The organism is Brevibacterium aurantiacum (genome assembly GCF_900169065.1).
Classification (GTDB): Bacteria; Actinomycetota; Actinomycetes; order Actinomycetales; family Brevibacteriaceae; genus Brevibacterium; species Brevibacterium aurantiacum.
Map to the genome: position 1 here is coordinate 19,515 of NZ_FXZB01000017.1, position 21,652 is coordinate 41,166.

At 64.0% G+C, this 21,652-nt stretch carries 20 protein-coding genes and 1 tRNA gene; 4 read left to right on the top strand and 17 right to left on the bottom strand.

What is annotated here, in order from left to right; all coding sequences use genetic code 11:
• Position 1: 1 nt before the first annotated feature.
• From BAUR9175_RS12470 to BAUR9175_RS12495, 6 genes are all read right to left on the bottom strand, one after another.
• Complete coding sequence (locus tag BAUR9175_RS12470) at positions 2–1,594, bottom strand: bifunctional uroporphyrinogen-III C-methyltransferase/uroporphyrinogen-III synthase (protein WP_009882921.1); 1,593 nt, start codon at positions 1,592–1,594, stop codon at positions 2–4.
• On the bottom strand, positions 1,591–4,068 hold the full coding sequence (hemA, locus tag BAUR9175_RS12475; protein WP_009882922.1) for a glutamyl-tRNA reductase: 2,478 nt from the start codon (positions 4,066–4,068) through the stop codon (positions 1,591–1,593). The genes BAUR9175_RS12470 and hemA overlap by 4 nt, the downstream gene beginning before the upstream one ends.
• Positions 4,065–4,760, bottom strand: a complete 696-nt coding sequence (locus tag BAUR9175_RS12480; RefSeq protein ID WP_009882923.1) for a redox-sensing transcriptional repressor Rex — start codon at positions 4,758–4,760, stop codon at positions 4,065–4,067. The genes hemA and BAUR9175_RS12480 overlap by 4 nt, the downstream gene beginning before the upstream one ends.
• 27 nt (positions 4,761–4,787) lie before the next feature.
• Entirely contained in the window at positions 4,788–5,033 is a 246-nt protein-coding gene (locus tag BAUR9175_RS12485; protein ID WP_009882925.1) for a glutaredoxin family protein, read from the bottom strand.
• A gap of 73 nt (positions 5,034–5,106) precedes the next feature.
• Positions 5,107–5,205, bottom strand: coding sequence for a 30S ribosomal protein bS22 (locus tag BAUR9175_RS12490; RefSeq protein ID WP_009882927.1), 99 nt, complete (start codon positions 5,203–5,205; stop codon positions 5,107–5,109).
• 150 nt (positions 5,206–5,355) lie between these two features.
• Positions 5,356–6,561: an acetoin utilization protein AcuC gene (locus tag BAUR9175_RS12495; protein WP_009882928.1), complete on the bottom strand. Its 1,206-nt coding sequence runs from the start codon at positions 6,559–6,561 to the stop codon at positions 5,356–5,358.
• Positions 6,562–6,620: 59 nt separating this feature from the next.
• Here BAUR9175_RS12495 and BAUR9175_RS12500 point away from each other — a divergent pair, with 59 nt between their 5' ends.
• The gene (locus tag BAUR9175_RS12500) at positions 6,621–8,030 is read left to right on the top strand and encodes a TrkH family potassium uptake protein (protein WP_029416952.1); all 1,410 of its coding nucleotides are present in this window, start codon (positions 6,621–6,623) and stop codon (positions 8,028–8,030) included.
• On the top strand, positions 8,023–8,685 hold the full coding sequence (locus tag BAUR9175_RS12505; RefSeq protein WP_009882930.1) for a potassium channel family protein: 663 nt from the start codon (positions 8,023–8,025) through the stop codon (positions 8,683–8,685). Before BAUR9175_RS12500 ends, BAUR9175_RS12505 begins: the two co-directional genes overlap by 8 nt.
• Positions 8,686–8,750: 65 nt before the next feature.
• Here BAUR9175_RS12505 and BAUR9175_RS12510 read toward each other — a convergent pair whose 3' ends face one another.
• The 4 genes from BAUR9175_RS12510 to BAUR9175_RS12525 form a co-directional block, all read right to left on the bottom strand.
• On the bottom strand, positions 8,751–9,443 hold the full coding sequence (locus BAUR9175_RS12510) for a hypothetical protein (RefSeq protein ID WP_009882931.1): 693 nt from the start codon (positions 9,441–9,443) through the stop codon (positions 8,751–8,753).
• 205 nt (positions 9,444–9,648) lie between these two features.
• Positions 9,649–9,719, bottom strand: a tRNA-Gly gene (locus BAUR9175_RS12515).
• Positions 9,720–9,963: 244 nt separating this feature from the next.
• Entirely contained in the window at positions 9,964–11,610 is a 1,647-nt protein-coding gene (locus tag BAUR9175_RS12520) for a monocarboxylic acid transporter (protein WP_180959242.1), read from the bottom strand.
• Entirely contained in the window at positions 11,607–11,948 is a 342-nt protein-coding gene (locus BAUR9175_RS12525; RefSeq protein ID WP_101583976.1) for a DUF485 domain-containing protein, read from the bottom strand. The genes BAUR9175_RS12520 and BAUR9175_RS12525 overlap by 4 nt, the downstream gene beginning before the upstream one ends.
• Before the next feature lie 111 nt (positions 11,949–12,059).
• Between BAUR9175_RS12525 and BAUR9175_RS12530 the strand changes: the two genes are divergently transcribed.
• On the top strand, positions 12,060–12,941 hold the full coding sequence (locus tag BAUR9175_RS12530; protein ID WP_101583978.1) for a helix-turn-helix transcriptional regulator: 882 nt from the start codon (positions 12,060–12,062) through the stop codon (positions 12,939–12,941).
• A 42-nt stretch (positions 12,942–12,983) separates the two neighbouring features.
• On the opposite strand, the gene proC is transcribed toward BAUR9175_RS12530, so the two are convergent.
• A complete protein-coding gene (gene proC / locus BAUR9175_RS12535; protein WP_009882936.1) occupies positions 12,984–13,820 on the bottom strand; it encodes a pyrroline-5-carboxylate reductase in 837 nt (278 codons plus the stop codon).
• Positions 13,821–13,870: 50 nt separating this feature from the next.
• Positions 13,871–14,914: a sugar phosphate isomerase/epimerase family protein gene (locus BAUR9175_RS12540; protein ID WP_035278627.1), complete on the bottom strand. Its 1,044-nt coding sequence runs from the start codon at positions 14,912–14,914 to the stop codon at positions 13,871–13,873.
• A 74-nt stretch (positions 14,915–14,988) separates the two neighbouring features.
• Between BAUR9175_RS12540 and BAUR9175_RS12545 the strand changes: the two genes are divergently transcribed.
• Positions 14,989–15,552: a GNAT family N-acetyltransferase gene (locus BAUR9175_RS12545; RefSeq protein ID WP_096158399.1), complete on the top strand. Its 564-nt coding sequence runs from the start codon at positions 14,989–14,991 to the stop codon at positions 15,550–15,552.
• 35 nt (positions 15,553–15,587) lie between these two features.
• Here BAUR9175_RS12545 and glpK read toward each other — a convergent pair whose 3' ends face one another.
• From glpK to BAUR9175_RS12570, 5 genes are all read right to left on the bottom strand, one after another.
• Positions 15,588–17,120 carry a glycerol kinase GlpK gene (gene glpK, locus BAUR9175_RS12550; RefSeq protein ID WP_009882939.1) on the bottom strand — a complete coding sequence of 511 codons (1,533 nt, stop codon included), beginning with the start codon at positions 17,118–17,120 and terminating at the stop codon, positions 15,588–15,590.
• Between the two features lie 76 nt (positions 17,121–17,196).
• On the bottom strand, positions 17,197–17,919 hold the full coding sequence (locus tag BAUR9175_RS12555) for an MIP/aquaporin family protein (RefSeq protein ID WP_009882940.1): 723 nt from the start codon (positions 17,917–17,919) through the stop codon (positions 17,197–17,199).
• A gap of 37 nt (positions 17,920–17,956) precedes the next feature.
• Positions 17,957–19,678 carry a glycerol-3-phosphate dehydrogenase/oxidase gene (locus BAUR9175_RS12560; protein WP_009882941.1) on the bottom strand — a complete coding sequence of 574 codons (1,722 nt, stop codon included), beginning with the start codon at positions 19,676–19,678 and terminating at the stop codon, positions 17,957–17,959.
• A 164-nt stretch (positions 19,679–19,842) separates the two neighbouring features.
• Positions 19,843–20,808 carry a Ppx/GppA phosphatase family protein gene (locus BAUR9175_RS12565; protein ID WP_009882942.1) on the bottom strand — a complete coding sequence of 322 codons (966 nt, stop codon included), beginning with the start codon at positions 20,806–20,808 and terminating at the stop codon, positions 19,843–19,845.
• 22 nt (positions 20,809–20,830) lie between these two features.
• Positions 20,831–21,640, bottom strand: a complete 810-nt coding sequence (locus BAUR9175_RS12570) for an enoyl-CoA hydratase/isomerase family protein (protein WP_009882943.1) — start codon at positions 21,638–21,640, stop codon at positions 20,831–20,833.
• Between the last annotated feature and the right edge of the window lie 12 nt (positions 21,641–21,652).

Below are 21,652 nucleotides of genomic sequence, written 5' to 3' on the forward strand. Positions count from 1 at the left end.
GTCAGGCCTTCTTTCTGCGGCGCTTCTGGCTGGGGCGCGTCGGGGTGGTTCCCGCCGCCAGGTCGTCTTCACGTGCGGACATCGCGAATTCGACCAATCCGTCGATGAGGGAGGTGAGGTTGGCTTCTTCTGCGAGGACGTCGACGCGCAGGCCGTGCTCTGCCGCGGTGTTGGCCGTGGCCGGTCCGATGCAGCAGATCACCGAGGTGGATGCCGGTTTCCCGGCGATCCCGACGAGGTTGCGCACCGTCGACGATGATGTGAAGAGGAAGGCGTCGAAGTCGCCTGCCTTGATGGCTTCGCGAATGGGCGCCGGTGGCGGCGAGGCGCGCACGGTCCGGTAGGCCGTGACGTCGTCAGGGTCCCAGCCCTTCTCAAGGAGGCCGGCCACGAGGACCTCGGTGGCAATATCCGCACGCGGCAGCAGCACCGTGTTCATGGGGTCGATGTCATCGACGTAGTCGGGCCAGGCTGCGGCCAGACCGCGGGCCGAATGCTCGCCGTCGGGCACGAGGTCGGGGGTGATGCCCCAGTCGATGAGGGAGGCGGCGGTGCGTCCGCCGACGGCGGCGACCTTGACGCCCGAGAGCGAACGGGAGTCGAGGCCGAAGTCTTCGAACCACATGCGCACGGCACGGACAGCGTTGACCGAGGTGAAGCCCACCCATTCATAGGAGCCGTCGACGAGACCCCGGATGGCCTTCTCCATCTGAGTCGGCGTGCGCGGGGGCTGAACGGCGATCGTGGGGACAACGGTGCCGACGGCACCCAACTCTCCGAGCGCCTCGGCGGTGGAGGTTCCCTGTTCCTTCGTGCGGGGAATGAGGACCTGCCAGCCGAAGAGCGGTTTGGTCTCGAACCAGCTGAGTTCGCTTCGCGATTCCACGCCCTGTCCCATGATCACCACCATACGATCTCCACCGCTCTGAGCCATCGTCAGGGCCTGGCCCAGAGTGGTCTCCACGCTCGTCTGATCGGTTGTGGAGATGCCCCAGCCCAGGAGCACCTTCGTGTCGACGTCCCAGCCGTCGTCGAGCAGAGCGCGAATCGCCTGCTCGTGGTCTGCGGCGGTGCCGGTGAACACGTGTGTGGTGTTGCGGTGGCGGGAGACGTCGACATGAGTCTGGGGTCCGGCCTCGATGAAGCGGACCGAGCGGACGCGGTTCGTCGTCAGGGCGGTGCCGGTGTAGGCGGAGGTGGCCGCGGACAGTCCGACTCCGGGCACGATCTCGACATCGACGTCGGCCTTGCGGCACACGGCGGCCTCGGCCGTCGTCGTCGTGAAGAGGATGCCGTCGTCGGAGCTCAGTCGCACCACGGTCTTATCGGGTCGAGCCAGCTCCGCGAGCTTACGGCCCCGGGTGGACGCGGTTGCGCCCAGCTGAGCGGCTTCGATGATCTCCGTGGCCTGCGATACGTAGGCGGTGACGATCTCCGAGTGCACATGGGTGTCGTAGACGACGATCTCAGCGTTGGCGAGGATGTCGGCGCCGCGGATCGTCATCAGACCCGATTCACCTGGGCCGCTGCCGATGAAGACGACGCGGGGTGAGACGGGCAGAAGGCGGCGGGGCTGGACCTGACCGGTTGTCATACCTGCTCCTGGACTTTTACAGGGGTGAGGTGATCCGCGGACTGGGCGGGATCGATGCCGAGCTGACCCAGCAGGTCCTCGGCGGCTGCGGTGCCGAGTTCATCGGCGAGCCGAGCGAGTTCCTTACCTGTGATGGACAGCTGGTTCGCGCTGCCGGAGTCCAGATCCACATCCGGAGTCGTGGGCAGCGGGGCGACCTGTCGGGTACGGGCGAGCTTGCCGTCGTCATCGGCCATGACGGCGTCGACGACGAAGTCCGAGCCCTGAATTGTGGCCAGGGCGCCGATGGGGGCCGAACATCCGGCCTCTGCACGGGAGAGGATCGCTCTCTCGCAGGTCACGGCCAGGTCGGTGGTCTCATCGTGGAGGCGCTTGAGCTGAGTGCGGACCTCGGCATCTGCCTCCATCACCTCGTTGTCGAGGGCGAATGGGCTGTCGGCTCCACGTGTCTCAACCGCCAGGGCTCCCTGACCGGGGGCCGGAAGCATGGTGTCGAAATCGAGGGAGTCGGTGGCTTCGGCCAGACGTCCGATGCGACGGACTCCAGCCGCGGCGAGCACGACTGCGTCGAGTCGACCGTCGCGGACGTGGGCGATGCGGGTGTCGACGTTTCCGCGCACTCCGCGAACCTCGATGTCGGGGCGGGCGGCACGCAGCTGCACGGCACGACGCGGCGATCCAGTGCCGACGACGCTGCCTGCGGGCAGCTCGGCGAAGCTCAGACCGTCCCGGCCGATGAGGACATCGGCAGGATCGACACGGGGCGGGATCGCAGCCATCTGGATGCCCGCCTCGGGGGTGGTGGGCAGGTCCTTGAGCGAGTGCACGGCGATGTCGATCTTGCCCTGGTGCAGAGCCTGCCTGACGGCGGAGACGAAGACTCCGGTGCCGCCGAAGCCGGTGAGGGGCGACATGTTGACGTCACCTTCGGTCACGACCTCGACGATCTCCACGCGCCACCCGGTCAGCGCCGCCAGCTGGTGGGCGATCGCGGTGGACTGGGAGCGAGCGAGCTTCGACCGGCGGGTGCCCAGACGGATCGTGCGACCGGAGAAATGCTCGGGTTCGACCACGTCGAGGGTGTGGTCAGCGACCGGACGCACACCGTCGGCCTCGACGTGATTCGCGCTTGAGGCCGTGGCGACTTTGGTCTCCGGCTTGGCGATCGAATGGGCGACCTTGTTCGTCGGCAGGTCGAAGAGCTGCATGAGCGCCTGCGCGTAGTCGACGTCCGAGTCGGTCACGGCCAACTCCTTGACCTTGACCGTCGGCGTGTGGATCAGCTTCTCCGCGACCCGGTGGAGGGACTTGCGGATCTCGGCGAAGGCCTTGTCGTCGACATCGGCGCCGATCTTCTTCTCCAGGCGCTTCGTCTCCGCAGCGAGAACGTCCTTGGCGTGGCTGCGCAGAGCGGTGACGGTGGGCGCAACGGCGCGTTCCTTGGCTCCGGATTCGAGCTTGGCCAGCTCCTCCGTGATGATTGCGCGCACGGCTTCGACGGTTTCGACGACCGCAGCATCGCGCTGGTTCTCTGAGCTGGTGAGCATGGTTCTGATCTCACCGAGGCCGAACAGTGCCACATGCTCGAACTCGCGCACCGTGGGATCGATGTCGTGAGGCAGGGCGAGGTCGACGAAGGCCTTGTTCGCAGCACCCTTGGGGTTCTGGGACAGACCAGCCTGGATGTCTTCGCGGGTGACGACGACTTCACGGGCACCGGTGCAGGAGATGATGAGGTCGGCGTCGGCGATCTCCTCTGCCAGGATCCGGGAGGTCAGTTCGCGCGCACGACCGCCCACCTCGGCGACGAGGCGTTCTGCTTTGTCCACGGTCCGGTTGAGCACGGTGGTCTGAGCCACGCCCTCCTTGTGCAGTCCAGAGACGACGAGACCCGACATGGCTCCGGCACCGATGACCAGGGCATTCGCAGCTCGCAGGGAGCCGATGTGAGCCTGGGCGGCTTCGAGCGCCGCGCTGAAGAGTGAGCGGGCAACCTCGTCGAGGCCGGTCTCCGAGTGTGCTCTCTTGCCCACCCGCAGGCTCTGCTGCAGGGCGTGGGAGAGGTCGGAGGTCAGTGCTCCGGCCGACAGTGATTCGGTGAAGGTCGAGCGCAGCTGTCCCAAGATCTGGGCCTCACCGATCGCCATCGAGTCGAGACCGCAGGAGACCTTGAGCAGGTGCTCTTGGGCCTGAGTGTCGTAGTGGGCGTAGAAGTGCCCGGCGATGTCCTGCCATTCCTTGTCGATGGAGGACACGAGTGCGTTGCCGAGGTCGGCGAGTCCGCCGTGGAAGGCCGTGACATCGGCGATGAGCTCGAGGCGGTTGCACGTGGACAGGACTGCCAGTCCCTCCACATTGTCACCGGCCAGTGCGTCGTCGCGCAGTGCTCCGACCTCGCCGGTGCCGAATGCCAGAGCGTCCAACATGTCGATCGGGGCCGACTGATGGGAAATGCCGAGAACCAAGAGAGTCAATTCCTGTGCTCCTCAAAACCTGGGTTGAGCGGTGCCGATTCAAGCGCCGAATAGTATGCGAGTACTTGCAGCTCACTGGCCAGATCGACCTGATGCACACGGACGGAGTCCGGGGCGTCGAGCACGGTGGGTGCGAAGTTCAGGATGCCGCGCACGCCGGCTTCGGCGGCGATGTGTGCCGCCGCCGGTGCCGCGGTTGCGGGTACTGCCATGACGACGAGGTCGATGCTCTCGGGCCAGGTGGCAAGTTCGTTGAGGTCGGAGACCGGCAGAGTGCCGATCACGGTTCCGATCTTGGCCTCATCGGTGTCGAAGATTGCGGTGAGTGAAAGTCCGCGGCGTTTGAATCCTGCGTAGTCTGCCAGGGCCGAGCCCAGGCGACCGGCGCCGATGATGGCGATGGTGCGCGCTCGGTCGAGACCGAGGAATGTGCGCAGAGTCGAGGCGAGGTCTTCGCAGGAGTAGCCGACTCCGCGCCGGCCCGAGCGTCCCAGCTGGGACAGGTCCTTGCGCAGAATCGACGACGAAACGCCGCTGCGGGCCGCCAAGGTCTCCGAGGACACCGTTGACTGGCCCGTTGCGGCGATCGTCTCAACCGTCTGCAGGTAGATCGGGAGTCGGGAGATGACGCGTTCGGGCACGTCCTTGCGGACGACACCCTCAATGCTGTTGGCGGACAGAATCTCGCCCACGTAAACGCGTCACTCCTTCAATCGATCTCATGCGCCCAAGGCCGCAAGGGCCTTCGACAGCCGGTCCGTATCGACCCGATGGAAGCTGTGCTGGCGACCGTTGAGCAACACGACTGGGACATCCCAACCGTATTGACCGGAGAGATCGTCATCGGAGTCGATGTCGATCTCGTCCACATTCACGTCTCTGCCAGCCACCGCCTCGGCGATGGCCTTCCTGGCGGTCTCGCACAGGTGGCAGTCGGCGCGTGTCAGGAAGGTCAAAGTGACCACTGCACACTCCTCTTCGGGCGACAACAAACCCCGCCGAAATCAGATTCGAACGGGGCGTAGGACCTGCGCGGTCTTACTTCTTGTTGCGACGCTGGTGACGTGTCTTACGAAGCTGCTTACGGTGCTTCTTCTTCGACATACGCTTGCGGCGCTTCTTGATGACTGAGCCCACGCGGGTACCCCTTGTGATCGTCGGTGGAGGTGAACATCAGGTGCCCACCCATTGAACTAACCGTACGATTCTATCGCCTGGGCCTCTGCTTTCCCAAAACTGTGTCCAGTTCCACAGCACTCGATAGCACGATCCGCGCGGAGGCGGGCCTCAGTCGAAGTAGGGGTCGAGTCCGAAGAATGGGAACAGGTTCTTCCGGGTCCCCATCACGGCGCGGTCGAGCTCGGATTCGGGGTCGAATCCGTTCGACCAGCGATTGTATGAGCCGTCGTAGCCGTCGGTCATCGACAGGGGTGCCTCACGTCCGGTCTTCGTCTGCGCATAGTGCGCCCACCGGCCCGGAATGCGGGTGCCGGGGTCGATGTCGAGTCCCGCGGAGATCGCGAGCACATTGGTCCAGGCGCGGGGCACCACGTCGATGATCGCGTAGCCCCCTCCCCCGGTGGCCAGCCACTTTCCGTCGGTGTGCTCAGCAGCCAGGTCACGCACCCACTCGGTGGCCACCCGCATCGCGTCCACGCTCAGGCGCATGTGCGTCAGCGGGTCGCTGCGGTGTCCGTCGCAGCCGTGCTGGGAGATGATGACCTGCGGCTGAAATCCGTCGATGATCGCGGGGATGGTGGCGTCGAAGGCCCGCAGCCAGTCCGCGTCGAGGGTGCGCGGGGGCAGTGCGATGTTCGCCGCCGAGGCGGCCGCGCGCAGTCCGCCGATGTCGGCCGGGAAGCCGGAGCCGGGGAACAGGAACTTCCCCGATTCGTGCATGGAGATCGTCAGCACCCGTGGATCGTCCCAGAAGAACTTCTCCACACCGTCGCCGTGGTGGGCGTCGAGGTCGATGTAGGCGATGCGCTCGTAGCCCGCACCCAGGAATTCGGTGATGGCTCCGGCGATGTCGTTGTACACGCAGAACCCGCTGGCGTGGTCGGGCATCGCGTGGTGCATCCCGCCGGTGAAGTTCACGGCGTGGGAGTAGTCACCGGAGATGATGGCCCGCGCGGAGTCGACCGAACCCTGGAACAGCATCGCCGAGGCGGCGTGCATGTTCTCGAAGCCGGGAACGTCCTCGGTGCCGATCCCGTATTTCCGCGCGTCCTCGTCGCTGAGCACGGCTCCGTCCCCGATCTGCTTCACCGCGGCGATGAAGTCGGCGTCGTGGAGCTTCGCCAGGGTGTCCTCTTCGACGTCGCTGACGCCGTGAACGTGGACATTGTCGGCGTCGAAGAGGCCGAAGTCCATGGCCAGCGTCGCGGTCAGATCGAGTCTGAGGGGATGCATGGGATGGCTGGGTCCGAAGTTGTATCCGGTCACCGCATCGTCCCAGACGACATACACATCGCTATCGGCCATGAGCACCATGCTATATGGCACAGCTCACCTACGGAGATTCGCAGGCTGCGGGATCTACCATAGAGTCTGTGTCCAAGAATTCCCCACAGCGCTTCGACCGACTCCTGCGCCCGGGTCGGTGGGTCCGCGACTTCGTCGACGACCTCGCCGTTGCCTCGCCGGCTCGACTGGCGATCGGCTCGTTCGTCGCAGTGGTGGCATTCTTCGCGATCCTTCTGATGCTGCCGGCGAGCATGCGCGACCCCGGGTCTGTCTCCGAGGCCCAGCACATCGCCAATGCGATCTTCGTGGCCGTGTCCTCGGTCTGCGTGACGGGGCTGACCCCTGTGGTCACGGAGAACTATTGGTCAGACTTCGGGATCTCGGTCATCACCGCCGGCATCCAGGTCGGTGGCCTGGGGATCCTCACCCTCGCCTCGGTGCTGGGCATGGCGGTCTCCCGGCGGCTGGGAGTTCGGCAGCGCCTCATCGCCCAACAGGCCACCTCGGCGCTCAATCTGGGTCAGGTCGGCACCTTGCTCAAGACCGTCGTCATCACCATCGTCACCGCCGAGGCGATTCTCGCGGTGCTGATGTTCCCCCGGTTCCTCATCCGCGGTGAGAGCATCGGCGATGCCCTCTGGTACTCGGTGTTCTACTCGATCTCGGCGTTCAACAATGCGGGCTTCACGATCCACCCGGGCGGTGGAGCCTATTTCGCCTCTGATCCGTGGATCCTCTCGCTGCTCATGCTCGGCGTCTTCGTCGGCGCTCTGGGCTTCCCTGTCGTGCTCATGATCGCGATGCAGTGGAATCATCCCAAGAAGTGGGACCTGCACACGAAGCTGACCCTGACGACGACGACCGTGGTTCTGGCCGTCGGTCTCCTGTTCCTCCTCATCTTCGAGTCGGCTAACCCGGACACGCTGGGTGACAAGAACGCCGGACACACCTTCGTCGAGGTCCTGTTCATGGCGGTGATGCCGCGTTCGGGAGGGTTCTCGACGATGGAGATCGCGGACATGAGCCAGTCCTCGCACCTGCTCATGGACCTCATGATGTTCATCGGCGGCGGGTCCTCATCGACGGCGGGCGGCATCAAGGTCACGACCGTGGCCGTGCTCGTGCTGGCCGCCTACACCGAAGCTCGCGGTCTGCAGGACGTGCATGTCTTCGGACGGCGCCTGACTTCCTCGACGATCAAACTCGCGATCTCGGTTCTGCTCACGGGCGCCATCATCGTCTTCATCGGCACGCTGACGATGCTTCAGATCTCCGCCGAACCCTTGGACAAGGTGCTGTTCGAGGTGATCTCCGCGTTCGGCACCGTGGGCCTGAGCTCCGGGGTCTCGGCCACCGTCAATGAGGCAGGCCTGTACTGCCTGTCCGTGATCATGCTCATCGGCCGTCTCGGTACGATTACACTGGCGGCAGCCCTGTCCATGCAGGACTCGGTGCGCCTGTACCGCTATCCCGAAGAAAGGCCGGTCGTTGGCTAACGAACACACCTCAATCCTGGTCATCGGACTCGGACGCTTCGGGTCATCGACCGCTGCCACGCTGGCCAAGCTGGGTCGTGAGGTCATGGCGATCGAACACAGCGCCGAACTGGTCAAGGACTGGAGCGGAAAGCTCACTCACGTCGTCGAGGCCGATGCCACGAACATCGATGCCCTGCGCCAGGTGGGTGCCGGTGACTTCTCCACCGCCGTCGTCGGGATCGGAACCTCGATCGAGGACAGCGTGCTGACGACGGCCAACCTCGTGGATCTGGGCGTGGGTCAGGTGTGGGCGAAGGCCATCTCACCCGCCCACGGCAAGATCCTCCACCGCATCGGCGCCCACCACGTCCTCTACCCCGAATCCGATGCAGGCCGACGGGTGGCGCACCTGGTGAGCTCACGGATGATGGAGTACATCGAGTTCGATGAAGGCCACTTCGCCGTGGTGAAGATGCGGCCTCCGCGGGAGATCCAGGGCTTCACGCTCAGCGAATCGGGCGTGCGCGACAAGTACGGTGTCACGATCGTGGGCATCAAGAGCCCCGGCCGTGACTTCACCTACGCCGAGCCCACCACTCGAGTGGGCAAGCAGGATCTGCTCATCGTCGCCGGCCATGTGGAGCTGCTGGGACGCTTCGCCGGTCGACCGTAGAGGGACACTGCCCGTAGGGGGACTCTGCAGCGTAGAGGGTCACTGCAGCGTGTCGTGATCGGCTTCTACCATGCAGCCTCCATTTCGACTTCTGTCGGATCGTCATCACCCGCAAGCAGTCGAGTACGAGCTTTCTGCATCATCACAGTCAGTTCGGACTCCAGTTCGGACAGAAACCATTCGAGAGTCTCATGTCTGCTGACCAACGCGATCGATCGTCCTCTGATAACGACCCCGGCGTAGCTGCCCTGCTCGCGCGGTCCCAGCCGTGTGATTGGTGAGTCACCGAGCGGAGTCGTCTGCGTGCTGTCGTTGACCGGCAGGCCCTGCGAAAACTCGGTCAGGACCGAACCCACGTGATTCCAGGTAGCGACCATGTCCTCCAACCGCTGAGCAAAGGACAACGTCACGGTCTCCAGCGTGTCGAAGCAGCGTGCGGGCAGGTCGTTCCAGCCGCCTGCCCCACATTCCGCATCCAACCGTTCCACCTCGCTGTCGGCCAAATCGAGGAAGTCCGGCCACAATCGATCAACCAGTCCCCTGCGACGCCTGAGCAGTTCCGCTCTGTCTTCGGCCAGTTTCTCGTCCGCAGCGTCAAGGGCCTTCGCATCAGCGTCGTCAATCGGCAGGTGGAGGGCGATCGCACGTATCGCTGCCTGCTCGTTGGAAACACGCCCGATCTTCTGCAGCTCCCGATCGACCGCCATGAGGTCGGCATGCAGCCGTGCCACGCGAAAGAACTGTTCGTTGTTGTTCACTGAGACTCTCTCCGTCGACTCGTCGCGGCTGCGTCCGATCGCATCTGTGCGAGGCCGGCGACGACGTTGATGACAGAGTATGTGGCAGCACTGACATGGCCACAGGACAGCGTGGTCAGAAGTTTCTCGGTCGCTTCGCCAGACATCCGTAGAGCCACGACGAAAGCCACGACTAGAGCGACGACGAAAGCCACGACACAATGTGAGCGGGCGACGGGAATCGAACCCGCGTCATCGGCTTGGGAAGCCGAGGCTCTACCATTAAGCTACGCCCGCATATCCTCACATCACCCGTTATCACCAGCGCAGATGCCCTGCTGAGGGAAACCGAGCACCGTCGTACGGCGAACTGAAAACCACGGTGATGCGGTGATCGCGACAACTCCCCCAGTGTATATGCTCGGCTGTGATTCCCCACAGACTTGCCCAACCCTCGCGCACGACTGAGGGGGCGGCCGCAGCCACCCCCTCAGCATCATGTCGCACGAACATCACGTCGTACGAGCAACATTTCTCACACTCAGTGTTCGACAGCCTCCTCGGCGCCGAATCCGGTGTGGGCACGAACGTCCATCTCCGCTGCCAGCTCGGGGCTCTCAACGGTCTTATCGGTGATCGACGCGATCCAGCCGAGGATGAAGCCGAGGGGAATCGAGATGATTCCGGGGTTCGACAGTGGGAAGAGCACGAAGTCTGCTCCCGGGATCATCGCGGTTTCGGAACCGGAGACGACCGGGGAGAAGGCGATCAGCAGAATCGCGGATCCCAGACCGCCGTAGATCGACCACACGGCGCCGCGAGTGGTGAAGCGCTTCCAGAACAGCGAGTAGACGATCGTCGGCAGGTTCGCACTGGCCGCAACGGCGAAGGCGAGTGCCACGAGGAACGCAATGTTCTGTCCCTGCACTCCGATGCCGCCGATGATCGCGACAGCACCGATGACGATGACGGTGCGACGCGCGATCTTGACCTCGGCATCGGGGTCTTCGACCTTGCCCTTCTTGATGACGCTCGCATAGATATCGTGAGCGAAGGACGCGGCTGCGGTGATCGCGAGGCCAGCAACCACGGCCAGGATCGTGGCAAAGGCCACGGCCGAGATGAAGCCCATGAGAATGGGCCCGCCGAGGTGAAGGGCCAGCAGCGGTGCCGCCGAGTTCACTCCGCCGGGTGCGTTCTCGATCGCGTCAGCACCCACAAGTGCTGCCGCACCGTATCCGAGGACGAGGGTGAACAGGTAGAACCCACCGATGAGCCAGATCGCCCAGACGACCGAACGACGAGCCTCCTTCGCTGAAGGCACCGTGTAGAAGCGCATCAGGACGTGGGGCAGACCGGCGGTGCCGAGGACCAGCGCAAGCGCCAAGGAGATGAAGTCGAGCGGATTCTCACCGTACTTCTGTCCCGGTTCGAGGATGGCCTCGCCCACGCCCGAATTGTTGACTGCTGAAGAGAGCAGCGTCGACAGGTTGAAGCCGTTGAGCGCGAGCACCCAGATGGTCATTGCGAAGGCACCGAGGATGAGCAGCACCGCTTTGACGATCTGCACCCAGGTCGTTCCCTTCATCCCGCCGACGAGCACGTAGATGATCATGAGCGCACCGACCACGGCGACGACCAGCGATTGGCCGACCTTGCCGTCGATGCCCATGAGCAGCGACACCAGGCCACCGGCTCCGGCCATCTGGGCCAGTAGATAGAAGAAGCAGACCGCCAGGGTCGACAGGGCTGCCGCCATCCGCACAGGGCGCTGTTTGAGGCGGAACGACAGCACGTCGGCCATCGTGAACTTGCCCGTGTTGCGCATCAGCTCTGCGACGATGAGCAGGGCGACGAGCCAGGCGACGAGGAAGCCGATCGAGTACAGGAAGCCGTCGTAGCCGTTGACCGCGATGGCGCCGCAGATGCCCAGGAACGAGGCCGCAGACAGGTAGTCACCTGAGATCGCGAATCCGTTCTGCGGGCCGGTGAAGGACCTGCCGCCCGCGTAGTAGTCGGAGGCCGACTTGTTGTTCCGGCTGGCTCGCAGGACGATGAACATCGTCACCGCGACGAAAGCCGCGAAGATCGTGATGTTGAGAACCGGGTTGTTCTCGACCTCGGTCACGCCTTGGGACACTTTGTCGAGACTGGAAGCGAAGAGGTCTCCTATGGCGACTGTGCTCATGGGGTGGTTCCTTCCGACTGCTGCTGGAGGCGTTCACGGATCGCCGAGGCCGGCGGATCGAGTTTCTTGTTCGCGAACGAGACGTAGAACATCGTGATCGCGAAGGTCGTCACGAACTGCAGGAGTCCGAGGATCAGCCCGAGGTTGATCTCACCGATGACCTTCGTGGACATGAAATCGTGCGCGTAGGTGCTCAGGATGACGTAGAGGAAGTACCACGCCATGAATCCGATCGACAGTGGTATCACCACCGAGAACCGTTTGCGCTTGAGTGCTTTGAATTCGGGATTCTCCTCTTCGACGAGGAAATCGACCCGAGTACTGACGGGATCGGTCATTGCTTCTCCATTCGAAACGTGCGTCGAGCATCAGTGGTCTGAATCACACAGCTTTAAACTAACGGTCAGTTGGCGCTGGGGAATACCACCGAAAGTTGGTAGCTTGTTCACATGAATGCCAAAACCAGAGAATCTCGGGCACTGAAGGCCGAGACTCGACGACTCTTCGTTGAAGCCATCGACTCTCTGCATCGCAGCGGGACCGGTGATGTGGTCTTCGGCGGAGCGGTCGAGGACGACGAAGTCGCCGTCGAAGCAGTTGCCGGGGGCAGCAAAGATCGCCTTGCCTCACTCATCGTCAGCACAGGACGGGGGCTCGGCGGCCGTGCGCTCACCGAGGGTACACCCCAGCTGACCAAGGATTACGGGCTCGATCCCTTCATCACTCATCACTATGACGAGGAGGTCCTCGGCGAGGGGATCCAGGTTCTCATCGCTGTCCCGACTCTGCGCGGCGGCGATGTCACGGGCATGATCTACTGCGGTCACCGCAAGAACTACAACTCTGCGGCACCGCAGACGAGTGACCTCGTCAAACGAGTCAGGCAGCTGTCGGTGGACCTGGGGCGGCTCGGCCAGGCCCGACCGGCCGAGGTACCGGTCGAACCAGAGCGCCTGTACTCCGATCTCGAGTCCTCGAGCCGTGAAGCGCTGCGCCGGACCTATGCGGAGCTGCGTTCGATTCGCTCGGGTGTCGACGAGAACGAAATGCGGCAGCGTCTGACTGCGGTGGAGAACCGACTGGCCGATATCCTCTCAGGCCACAATTCGGAGCTGTTTCCGAACCCGACACCGACCATCAGCCTCTCCCCCAGGGAGACCGACATCCTCTCGCATGTGGCGCTGGGATGGTCGAATGCCAGGATCGCCGAGGGGCTGGGGCTGCGGGAGTCGACTGTGAAGTCCTACCTGAACACGGCCATGGTCAAGCTCTCTGCCGGCACCCGGCACGAGGCGGTGTCCATCGCCAGGTCAGCTGGGGCGCTCCCCTGATCCCGGCGGCGATGGTCTGGGCCGCCGGGTTGGCTCGAACACTCAGCCGTTGATGACCTCGGAGTTCTCCTTCTCCATCTCCAGGGAACGGTTGCCGGCAGCCTGTACTGCCGCCTCGGTGGTGTCGAAGAGTCCCGCATCGATGAAGGTCTGCAGGCCTGCGAGTGTGGTGCCGCCCTTACTGGAGACAGCCTGACGCTGCGCGCTCGGGTCCGGCTTCTCGGTCAGGAGGCGTCCTGCTCCGTCCGCGGTGGCCACGACCATCTGTTTGGCGGTCTCCTCGCTCAGCCCCATCTTCACACCAGCGGCGATCATGGTCTCGGCCAGGAGGAAGAAGTAGGCCACACCGGAGCCTGAGATCCCTGTCATCGCGGGGATCTCGGATTCGTCCAAGGCCACGACGAGTCCGGCTCCCGACAGCAGCGTCCGCAGTGTGTCCACGATGGTGTCGTCCACCTCGGCGGAGGGAGCAAGTGCGATGACGCCGTGCCCGATGGAACTAGGGGTGTTGGGCATGATCCGCACGATCGGGTTCTGCGGTGCCAGGGTGGCCAGATCGGCCATGGCGACACCGGCGGCCATCGAGACGAGGACCGAGTCGGCGTTCAGGCTCGGGGCCAGGTCGCGGACGGTCTCGGCCATCATCCACGGCTTGACGCCGAGAAAGACGAAGTCAGCGCCTTCGGCCGCCTTCCGGTTGGCCTCGGCATCGTCCTCGACGGAGGTGACCGTGGCATTGGGGAGTTCCGCGGCAAGTCGTTTCGCCGAGGCGGCCGAATTCGTCGTCGCTCGAACGTCGAGCTTCTCGTCGGCGCTGAGGATTCCCTTGAGCAGTGCCGTACCCATGTTTCCGGTGCCGATGGAGGCGATGGAGGTCAAATCAGACCTGCCTTTCTGTTGTTCACGTTTTTGTGGTGCGTGTGGTGCGTTCAGGAGTTCGGCTGGCCGTCGTTCGCACGAATCTCGCTCGCGGGGTTCTCGCGCGCGGCGTTTCCATTTGTGCGGACCTCGCTCGTGCGGACATGACTGGAGGCATTGCGGTGGCTGGCCTCAGATGCGAGCCCGAGATGCTCGCGCGCGAAGGCGAGCGAGTCTGCGAGCATCTGCTCTCGCGTGGACTTCTTCGCCACGAAGCGAGTGTTGACTTCGACGACGATGTCGCCGGACCAGTCGTGTTTGGCCAGGTACTGCAGCGTCTCGGCCACAGGCATGGTGCCTGCGCCTGGGATCAGGTGCTCGTCCTTGAGGGATCCGGAGCCGTCGGTGAGGTGGACGTGACGGAGCTTGTCGAAGATCTCTGAGACGGTCTCGAGCGCGTTCATTCCGGCCGTCGAGGCGTGGGAGAAGTCGAAGGTGAGAGCGTCATAGTCCTCGTCGAGAGGGTTCCAGTCGGGATAGTAGACGAGGATCTCGCGCACGCCTGCGCGCCAGGGGTACATGTTCTCGACGGCGAGGACGACTCCGGTCTCCTCCGACACCTGGCGAACACCCTCGACGAAGCCCAGTGCGTACTCCCCCTGCCAGCGGAAAGGCGGGTGCAGGACCACGGTCTTCGCACCGACCGCCTTGGCCAGGTTCGCGGTGATGCGCAGCTTCTCCCAGTGGTCCTTGTGCAGGACGCGGGGCAGGAACAGCAGCGTCGGTGCGTGCAGGGACATGACCTCGAGGCCCGTCTCTGCGGCCAGACCGTTGATGAGGTCGACGTCGCGGGTCTCGGCATTGTGGGTGACCATGATCTCGACGCCGTCATAGCCGTGCTTGGCGGCCTGAGCGAAGGTCTCGGCCACGGTCATCGGCGAGACCGAGGAGCTGGAGAGACCGATCCGGATCGTGTGTTCGGAACTGTGCTGAGTGTCGTGGTCGTAGACCTCGTGCTTGTCGAAGTACTCACGGTGGCGTCGGAAATTGGACCGCGCTGAATTCTTCGCGGTATAGACCTTCCGTGATGACTTCGACCGATTCACACTGCTCATTCCATCCAGTTTAGTCCCCGAAGATTCCATATTCCCTCAGAAAGCATAAGCCGTGAAATCGTTAAGCTGGATCAATGGCTGATTTTCGAGTTCGCCGGGCCCGCGTCGCTGATGCCGCCCAGATCGCCGACGTCCACATCGCTGCGTGGACGGCCGCCTATCGCGGCATCATGGCTGATGAGATTCTCGACTCCCTGAACATCGACCGCCAGACCGCCGGCTGGGCGAGAAACCTCGGCGAGGAGTCGAATCCGATGTCGACGCTGGTGGCGCTGGAGCCAGTCGAAGACTCGGCCGCGACGGAGCGCATCCTCGGGTTCGGCGGGGTGTGCCCGCCCAGGGATAGCCCCGAGGTGCTCGCTTCGCTTCCCGATGTCTCGGGTCTCGGGCAGCTGGCGTCGATCAATCTGCATCCCGACGCCTTCGGCACCGGCGTCGGCGCCGTCCTCCTCCACGCGTTGGAAGACGAGCTGCGTGGGCAGGGCTTCACCCGTGCCTATCTCATGGTCGCCGAAGGCAATGAGCGGGCGATGCGCTTCTATGCCAAACACGGCTGGCACCGCACGGAGATCACCCACGTCTTCGACGGGGTGTCTCCAGCGGTGCCAGAGCGCATGTTCACGGTCGAACTCGGCTGAGGGCCACCTCGGCGAGTATCGACCTCGACCGAAGGTCAGCCGTAGAGTTCTTCGACGTCCTCGTCGACCCAGGTCTTCGACTTGTCGACGGCCTTGTTCCACAGTCGGTAGACGCGATCGACCTTGTCCTTGTCCATGGACGGCTCCCAGCGCTTGCCCTCGCGCCAGTTGGCCTTCACGTCGTCCTCGCCGTTCCAGAACTTCACGGCGATGCCCGCCGCATAGGCCGCGCCCAGGGCCGTGGTCTCGACGACCTCGGGGCGGATGACGGGCACGCCGAGGAGGTCGGCCTGGAACTGCATGAGCGTTTCGTTGGCGACCATGCCGCCGTCGACCTTGAGCTCGGTGAGTGCGACACCCGAGTCGAGGTCCATGGCGTCGAGGACCTCGCGGGATTGGAATGCAACCGATTCGAGAGCCGCACGGGCGATGTGGTTCTTGTTGACGTAGCGGGTCAGACCCACGATCACGCCGCGGGCATCGGACTCCCAGTGTGGGGCGAAGAGGCCGGAGAAGGCCGGCACGATGTAGCAGCCGCCGTTGTCCTCGACCTGTTTCGCCAGCGTCTCAACCTCGGGAGCATCGGCAATGATTCCGAGGTTGTCACGCAGCCACTGCACGAGGGACCCCGTGACGGCGATGGAACCTTCGAGGGCGTAGACAGCCTCGGCGTCGCCGATCTTGTAGGCCACCGTCGTCAACAGACCGTTCTTGCTGGCCACAGGCTCGTTGCCGGTGTTGATGAGCATGAAGTTGCCGGTGCCGTAGGTGTTCTTGGCCTGGCCCTTCTCGAAGCATGCCTGACCGAAGGTCGCCGCCTGCTGGTCACCGAGGATGCCGCAGATCGGGGTGTCGATGATGAGGCCGTTCTTCGCACCGTACCCATAGACCTCGGAGCAGGATTTGATCTCCGGGAGCATCGAGACGGGGATGCCCATCTCACCGGCGATCTCCTCGTTCCAGTCCAGGGTCTTAACGTTCATCAGCATCGTCCTGGACGCATTCGTGACGTCGGTGACGTGGACTCCGCCGTTGACGCCGCCGGTGAGGTTCCAGAGCACCCAGGTGTCCATGGTGCCGAAGAGCAGGTCTCCGGCTTCAGCGGACTCTTTGACGCCCTCGACGTTGTCGAAGACCCACTTGGCCTTCGGCCCGGCGAAGTAGGTGGCCAGGGGCAGACCGACCCGGTCCTTGTACTTGTCGGGACCTTCGTCTCCGGCGAGTTCGTCGCAGATCTTCTGTGTTCTGGTGTCCTGCCAGACGATCGCGTTGTAGACCGGCTTGCCGGTGTTCTTGTTCCAGATCACCGTGGTCTCACGCTGATTCGTGATGCCGACGCCCTCGAGCTGGTGGCGGTTGATGTCGGCGCGGGTCAGGGCCTGACCGATCGCCTCGTTCGTGTTCCTGATGATCTCCATCGGGTCGTGTTCGACCCAGCCTGCCCGAGGGAAGATCTGCTCGTGCTCGAGCTGACCCGAGGACACGATCTGCCCTGAGTGATTGAAGACGATGGCCCGCGACGAGGTGGTGCCCTGGTCGACGGCGAGGATGAACTTTTCCTGACTCATACTGACTCCTATGTCGAGGTGGTGCTGTGGATTGCTGGTGACTCAGACGAGGGTCTGATGGGCTCGCCCCACCTGCTCAGATGAAGGCCCGGGAGAGCAGTCCGGCGATGATGGCGCCGACCAGAGGTCCGGCGATCGGGACCCACGAGTACGACCAGTCCGAGCTGCCCTTGTTCGGGATCGGCAGCAGGGCGTGGACGATGCGGGGCCCGAGGTCACGGGCCGGGTTGATCGCATAGCCTGTGGGTCCGCCCAGTGAGGCACCGATGGCGACGACGAGGAGGCCGACTGCCAGGGGTCCGAGCTCGTGTGGGGTTCCGCCGAAGAGGAGGATGACGAACACGAGGACGAAGGTGGCGATGACCTCGGTGACGAAGTTCCAGCCGTAGCTGCGGATCTCAGGACCGGTGGAGAAGGTGCCGAGGATGTTGCCGGCTTCCTTCTCCTCGTCGTAGTGCTTCTTGTACACGGCCCAGGCGAGGAAGGCACCGATCATGGCACCGATCATCTCGGCCGCGAGGTAGGCGATGGTGTTGCCGAAGTTCACGGCGATGCCGGGAGCGTATTCCTCGGCTCCACTGGACAAGATGCCGATGGTCACGGCCGGGTTGAGGTGCGCACCTGTCTTGAAGGCGACGAAGACACCGGCGAAGACCGCGAGGCCCCAGCCGAACGAGATGAGGAGCCAGCCTCCCCCGTTGCCCTTGGTCTTGCCCAGCACCACGTTGGCGACGACGCCGACGCCGAGCAGTATGAGCATCGCCGTTCCGCCGATCTCATAAAGGAAAATAGTACCCATATCTCACAAACTCCTATGTTTGTCCTGCTTAGCGGATTTACGGTTTGAGTGTTTCCTCGACGAGTGCCGCAGCCGCGGCATCGTCGTGGGTGGATTCAGCGGCGATCTGTGCGTCGACGTGAGCGTTGAAGTCAGCGATCTCCTTCGCTTCCCGTTCGTCGTCCCACCCGAGGATCGGGGCGACGATCGCCGCAACCGCCTCGGCGGCGTACTTGCCTCGGTCCCTGACCTCATAGTTCAGCCGCATCCGTCGTTCGAGGATGTCGCCGAGGTGGACGGCACCTTCCGAGGTCGCCGCATAGTGTGCCTCGGCGCGCAGATAGCTTTCGGCACCGGGCAGCGGGCGACCGAGTTCGGGATCCTCGTCGATAAGGTCGAGGATGTCTTCGAGCAGGGTGCCGTAGCGGCGGATGAGTCGCCTGACCCGGTCTTCGTCCCACCCGTGCTTCTCGGCGATGCCGGACTGGCCGCGGCGCACGGCGCCGACGCCCTGAGCACCCAGCAGCGGGATCGATTCGGTCAGGGAGCGGCGGTCCTTCGCGTCATCGCCGAGGACGAAATCGACGGCGTCTTCTGCCATGACGCGATACGTGGTGAACTTGCCGCCGGCAATCGCTGCCAGAGCGGGCTCGATCTCCATCACCGTGTGTTCACGGGAGACCTTCGTCGAGGCCTGACCTTCCTTGACCACGGGCTGGAGCAGAGGTCGGAGACCGGAGTAGACGCCGATGACGTCGTTGCGGCTCAGCTTCTCGGTCAGGATCGCGTTCGCATGCTTGAGCAGGTAGTCGATGTCATCAGAGTTCGCCACCGGTGCGTCGACATCCTGGTCCCACGGGGTGTCCGTGGTGCCGATGACCCAGTAGCCCTCCCACGGGATCACGAAGAGCACGGACTTCTCCGTCTTCGAGATGATGCCCGTGTTCGGGTCTGCCTTGATCTTGTCCTGCTCGACCGTGATGTGCACACCTTTGGAGGCGAGCACCTGGAGGCCGGCGTCGGCCTTGGCCAGGTCCTGCTGCTCCTCGGTCCAGACTCCCCCGGCAAGGATGGTGCGGCGGGCGTGGATGTCGAATTCTCGGCCGGTCATCTCATCACGGGCACGGACTCCGGAGACCCGGTCCCCGTCGTGGAGGTAGTCGATGACGGAGACGTGATTGGCCGCGGCGGCGCCGTAGCCCACAGCAGAGCGGATGAGCGTCATGACGAAACGGGCGTCGTCGACCTTCGCATCATAGTATTCGAGTGCACCGACCGCTGCATCGTCGGCCAGGCCGGGGAAATGGGCGGTGAGTGCCTTCTTTCCCAGGTGGCGGTGCATCGGCACGGCACGTTTGCGTCCGGGACGGGTGGCCATCGTGTCATAGAGCAGAACGCCGGAACCGATGAATGCCCTGTCGATGAGCCGGTGTTCGAAGGGGAAGACGAAGGCAACAGGTTCGACGAGGTGGGGCGCTGTGTGCTGGAGCAGCAGGTCGCGTTCCTTCAGCGCCTCGGCCACAAGCTTGAAGTCGAGCATCTCCAGGTAGCGCAGTCCGCCGTGCATGAGCTTCGAGGACCGTGACGAGGTGCCGGAAGCCCAGTCCTTGGCATCGACGACACCGACCTTCAGCCCGCGGGTGGCCGCATCGAAGGCGGAACCTGCTCCGGTGACGCCTCCGCCGACGACGAAGACGTCGAGCGGATCGTCCGGGCTGGTGTTCTCCAGGGTGTGCAGGGCTTCATCGCGGAACGATGGGGACAGCTCGCCATTTCGCATTGACAGTTCTTTTCCTTCTCAGAGCGTGTGCGTTCCCACCATTATTGCGCACCAGTCCCAACTGGTGGTCCGTGCGCGGCAGTTAGGAAAAATCTAACAGGCAATGCGCAGAAGCGAAACACACCGCACAATTGCGAAAGGGCTCAGACCGATTGCGAAAGGCCTCAGACCAGCTCGACCCGCATCGCCGAGGAGGTCTCTGCCGAGTCCAGAAGGTCGAGTTTGCGCATGATGATGCCTTCACGCAGCGCCCACGGGGAGATGCTCATCACATTGACGTCGAAGATGGCGAAGGCGGCGTCGGCGACGATGGCTCCGGCGAGGACCTGGCCGGCACGAGCCTGGGAGACTCCGGGCAGCGTCGCGCGTTCTTCGGGGGTCCGCGAAGACAGGGTTTCGATGATCCCGGCGAGGTCTCGGCGGAAGAGTTTGCGTGGGGCGTAGATGCCGTCACCGCTGGGTGCCGCACCGGCGATCCGGGCCAGGGAGCGGAATGTCTTCGACGAGCCCACCACCTGGTCGGCTGTGCCCACGCGGTTGATCTTGCCGGCGATACGGCCGATCTGAGACCGGGCGTACTTCTGGAGGCTGTGGATGTCCTCGGCACTGGGCAGCGGATCCGGGATGAAGTCGGAATAGGTCCGACCGGCCCCCAACGGCACCGACACGGCGGCTTCCGGGTATTCGTCCTGCCCAGCCGCGATCTCGAGGGAGCCGCCGCCGATGTCGAGCAGCAGGATCTTCCCCGCCGACCAGCCGAACCAGCGCCTGACGGCCAGGAACGTCACCCGTGCTTCGTCCTTGCCCGACATCACGTTGAGGGTGACCCCGAGCTGAGCGTTGATGGAGTCGATGAGCTCGGCACCATTCGGTGCATCCCTGACCGCCGAGGTGGCGAACGCCAGGATCTGCTCCGATCCTTGGTCCTCGGCGATCTCCACCGCCTCGGCGATGAAGTTGTGCAGTCGCTCCTGACCGGCCGCGTCGATCATGCCGTCGTCGCCGAGGTACTCGGCGAGGCGCAGGACCTCTTTGTGGGAGGTCGCGGGCAAGGGAGGGGCTCCGACATGAGCGTCGACCACGAGGAGGTGGACGCTGTTGGACCCGATATCGAGGACTGCTAGGCGCATTCGATCAGTTTAACCTCAGAATTCATTCCTCGACCCAGTCCGTGCCCCGGAAGCCGAACTCGGGCGGGCGCTTGGCGAAGAACGCCTCCTGTCCGCGGGCGATCTCTGCCTGGTAGGCCTCATCGAGCCACTGCGGTGGGTTGAAGGCGGAATCGGCCGTGGCGCTCTCCGTCAGCTCCCCGCACAGGACTGCTTTGGATCCCAGCTGGGACAGTCGTGAGAGACCGACGATCTTCTCCCCCATCGTCTGTGCCGACGCCAGCGGAGCCTCGGAGACTTCGTGGAAGAAGCCGAGTTCGCGCATCTGGTCGAACTTCACGATCGATGCGGTGACCAGCAGATACCTGGCCCAGGCGTCACCGAGAACGCTCGCCAGACGCCGAGTCGGACCGGGAGGGTAGACGAGCCCGAGCTTCGCAGCCGTGACCCCGAAGATCGAACCGGGGGCGGCGATGCGGATGTCGCAGGCCGCCGCGATCTCGGTCCCTCCACCGACGCAGTTGCCGGTGATGGCCGCGATCGTCGTGGTGCGCGAGTTGGCCACAGCCGCCTCGGCGGTGGAATTGAGCTCCCAGAAATCATCGAGGGGAACATTGAGATCGGCGATGTCGGAGCCGGCGGAGAAGTGCCCGGCGGCACCCGTGATCACGAGTGCACCGATCGAGTCATCGGCGTCGACACCGGCGATGATGTCCGGCAGTGCCCGCCACATCGGGCGGGAGATGGCATTGCGTTTTTCGGGCCGATCGATGACGAGGGTTCCGACTCCACCGGTGACGGTGAAGTCGAAACCCTCGAGATCGACCGGACGGTATGTGCCGTCAACGGTCATGTGCACAGCCTT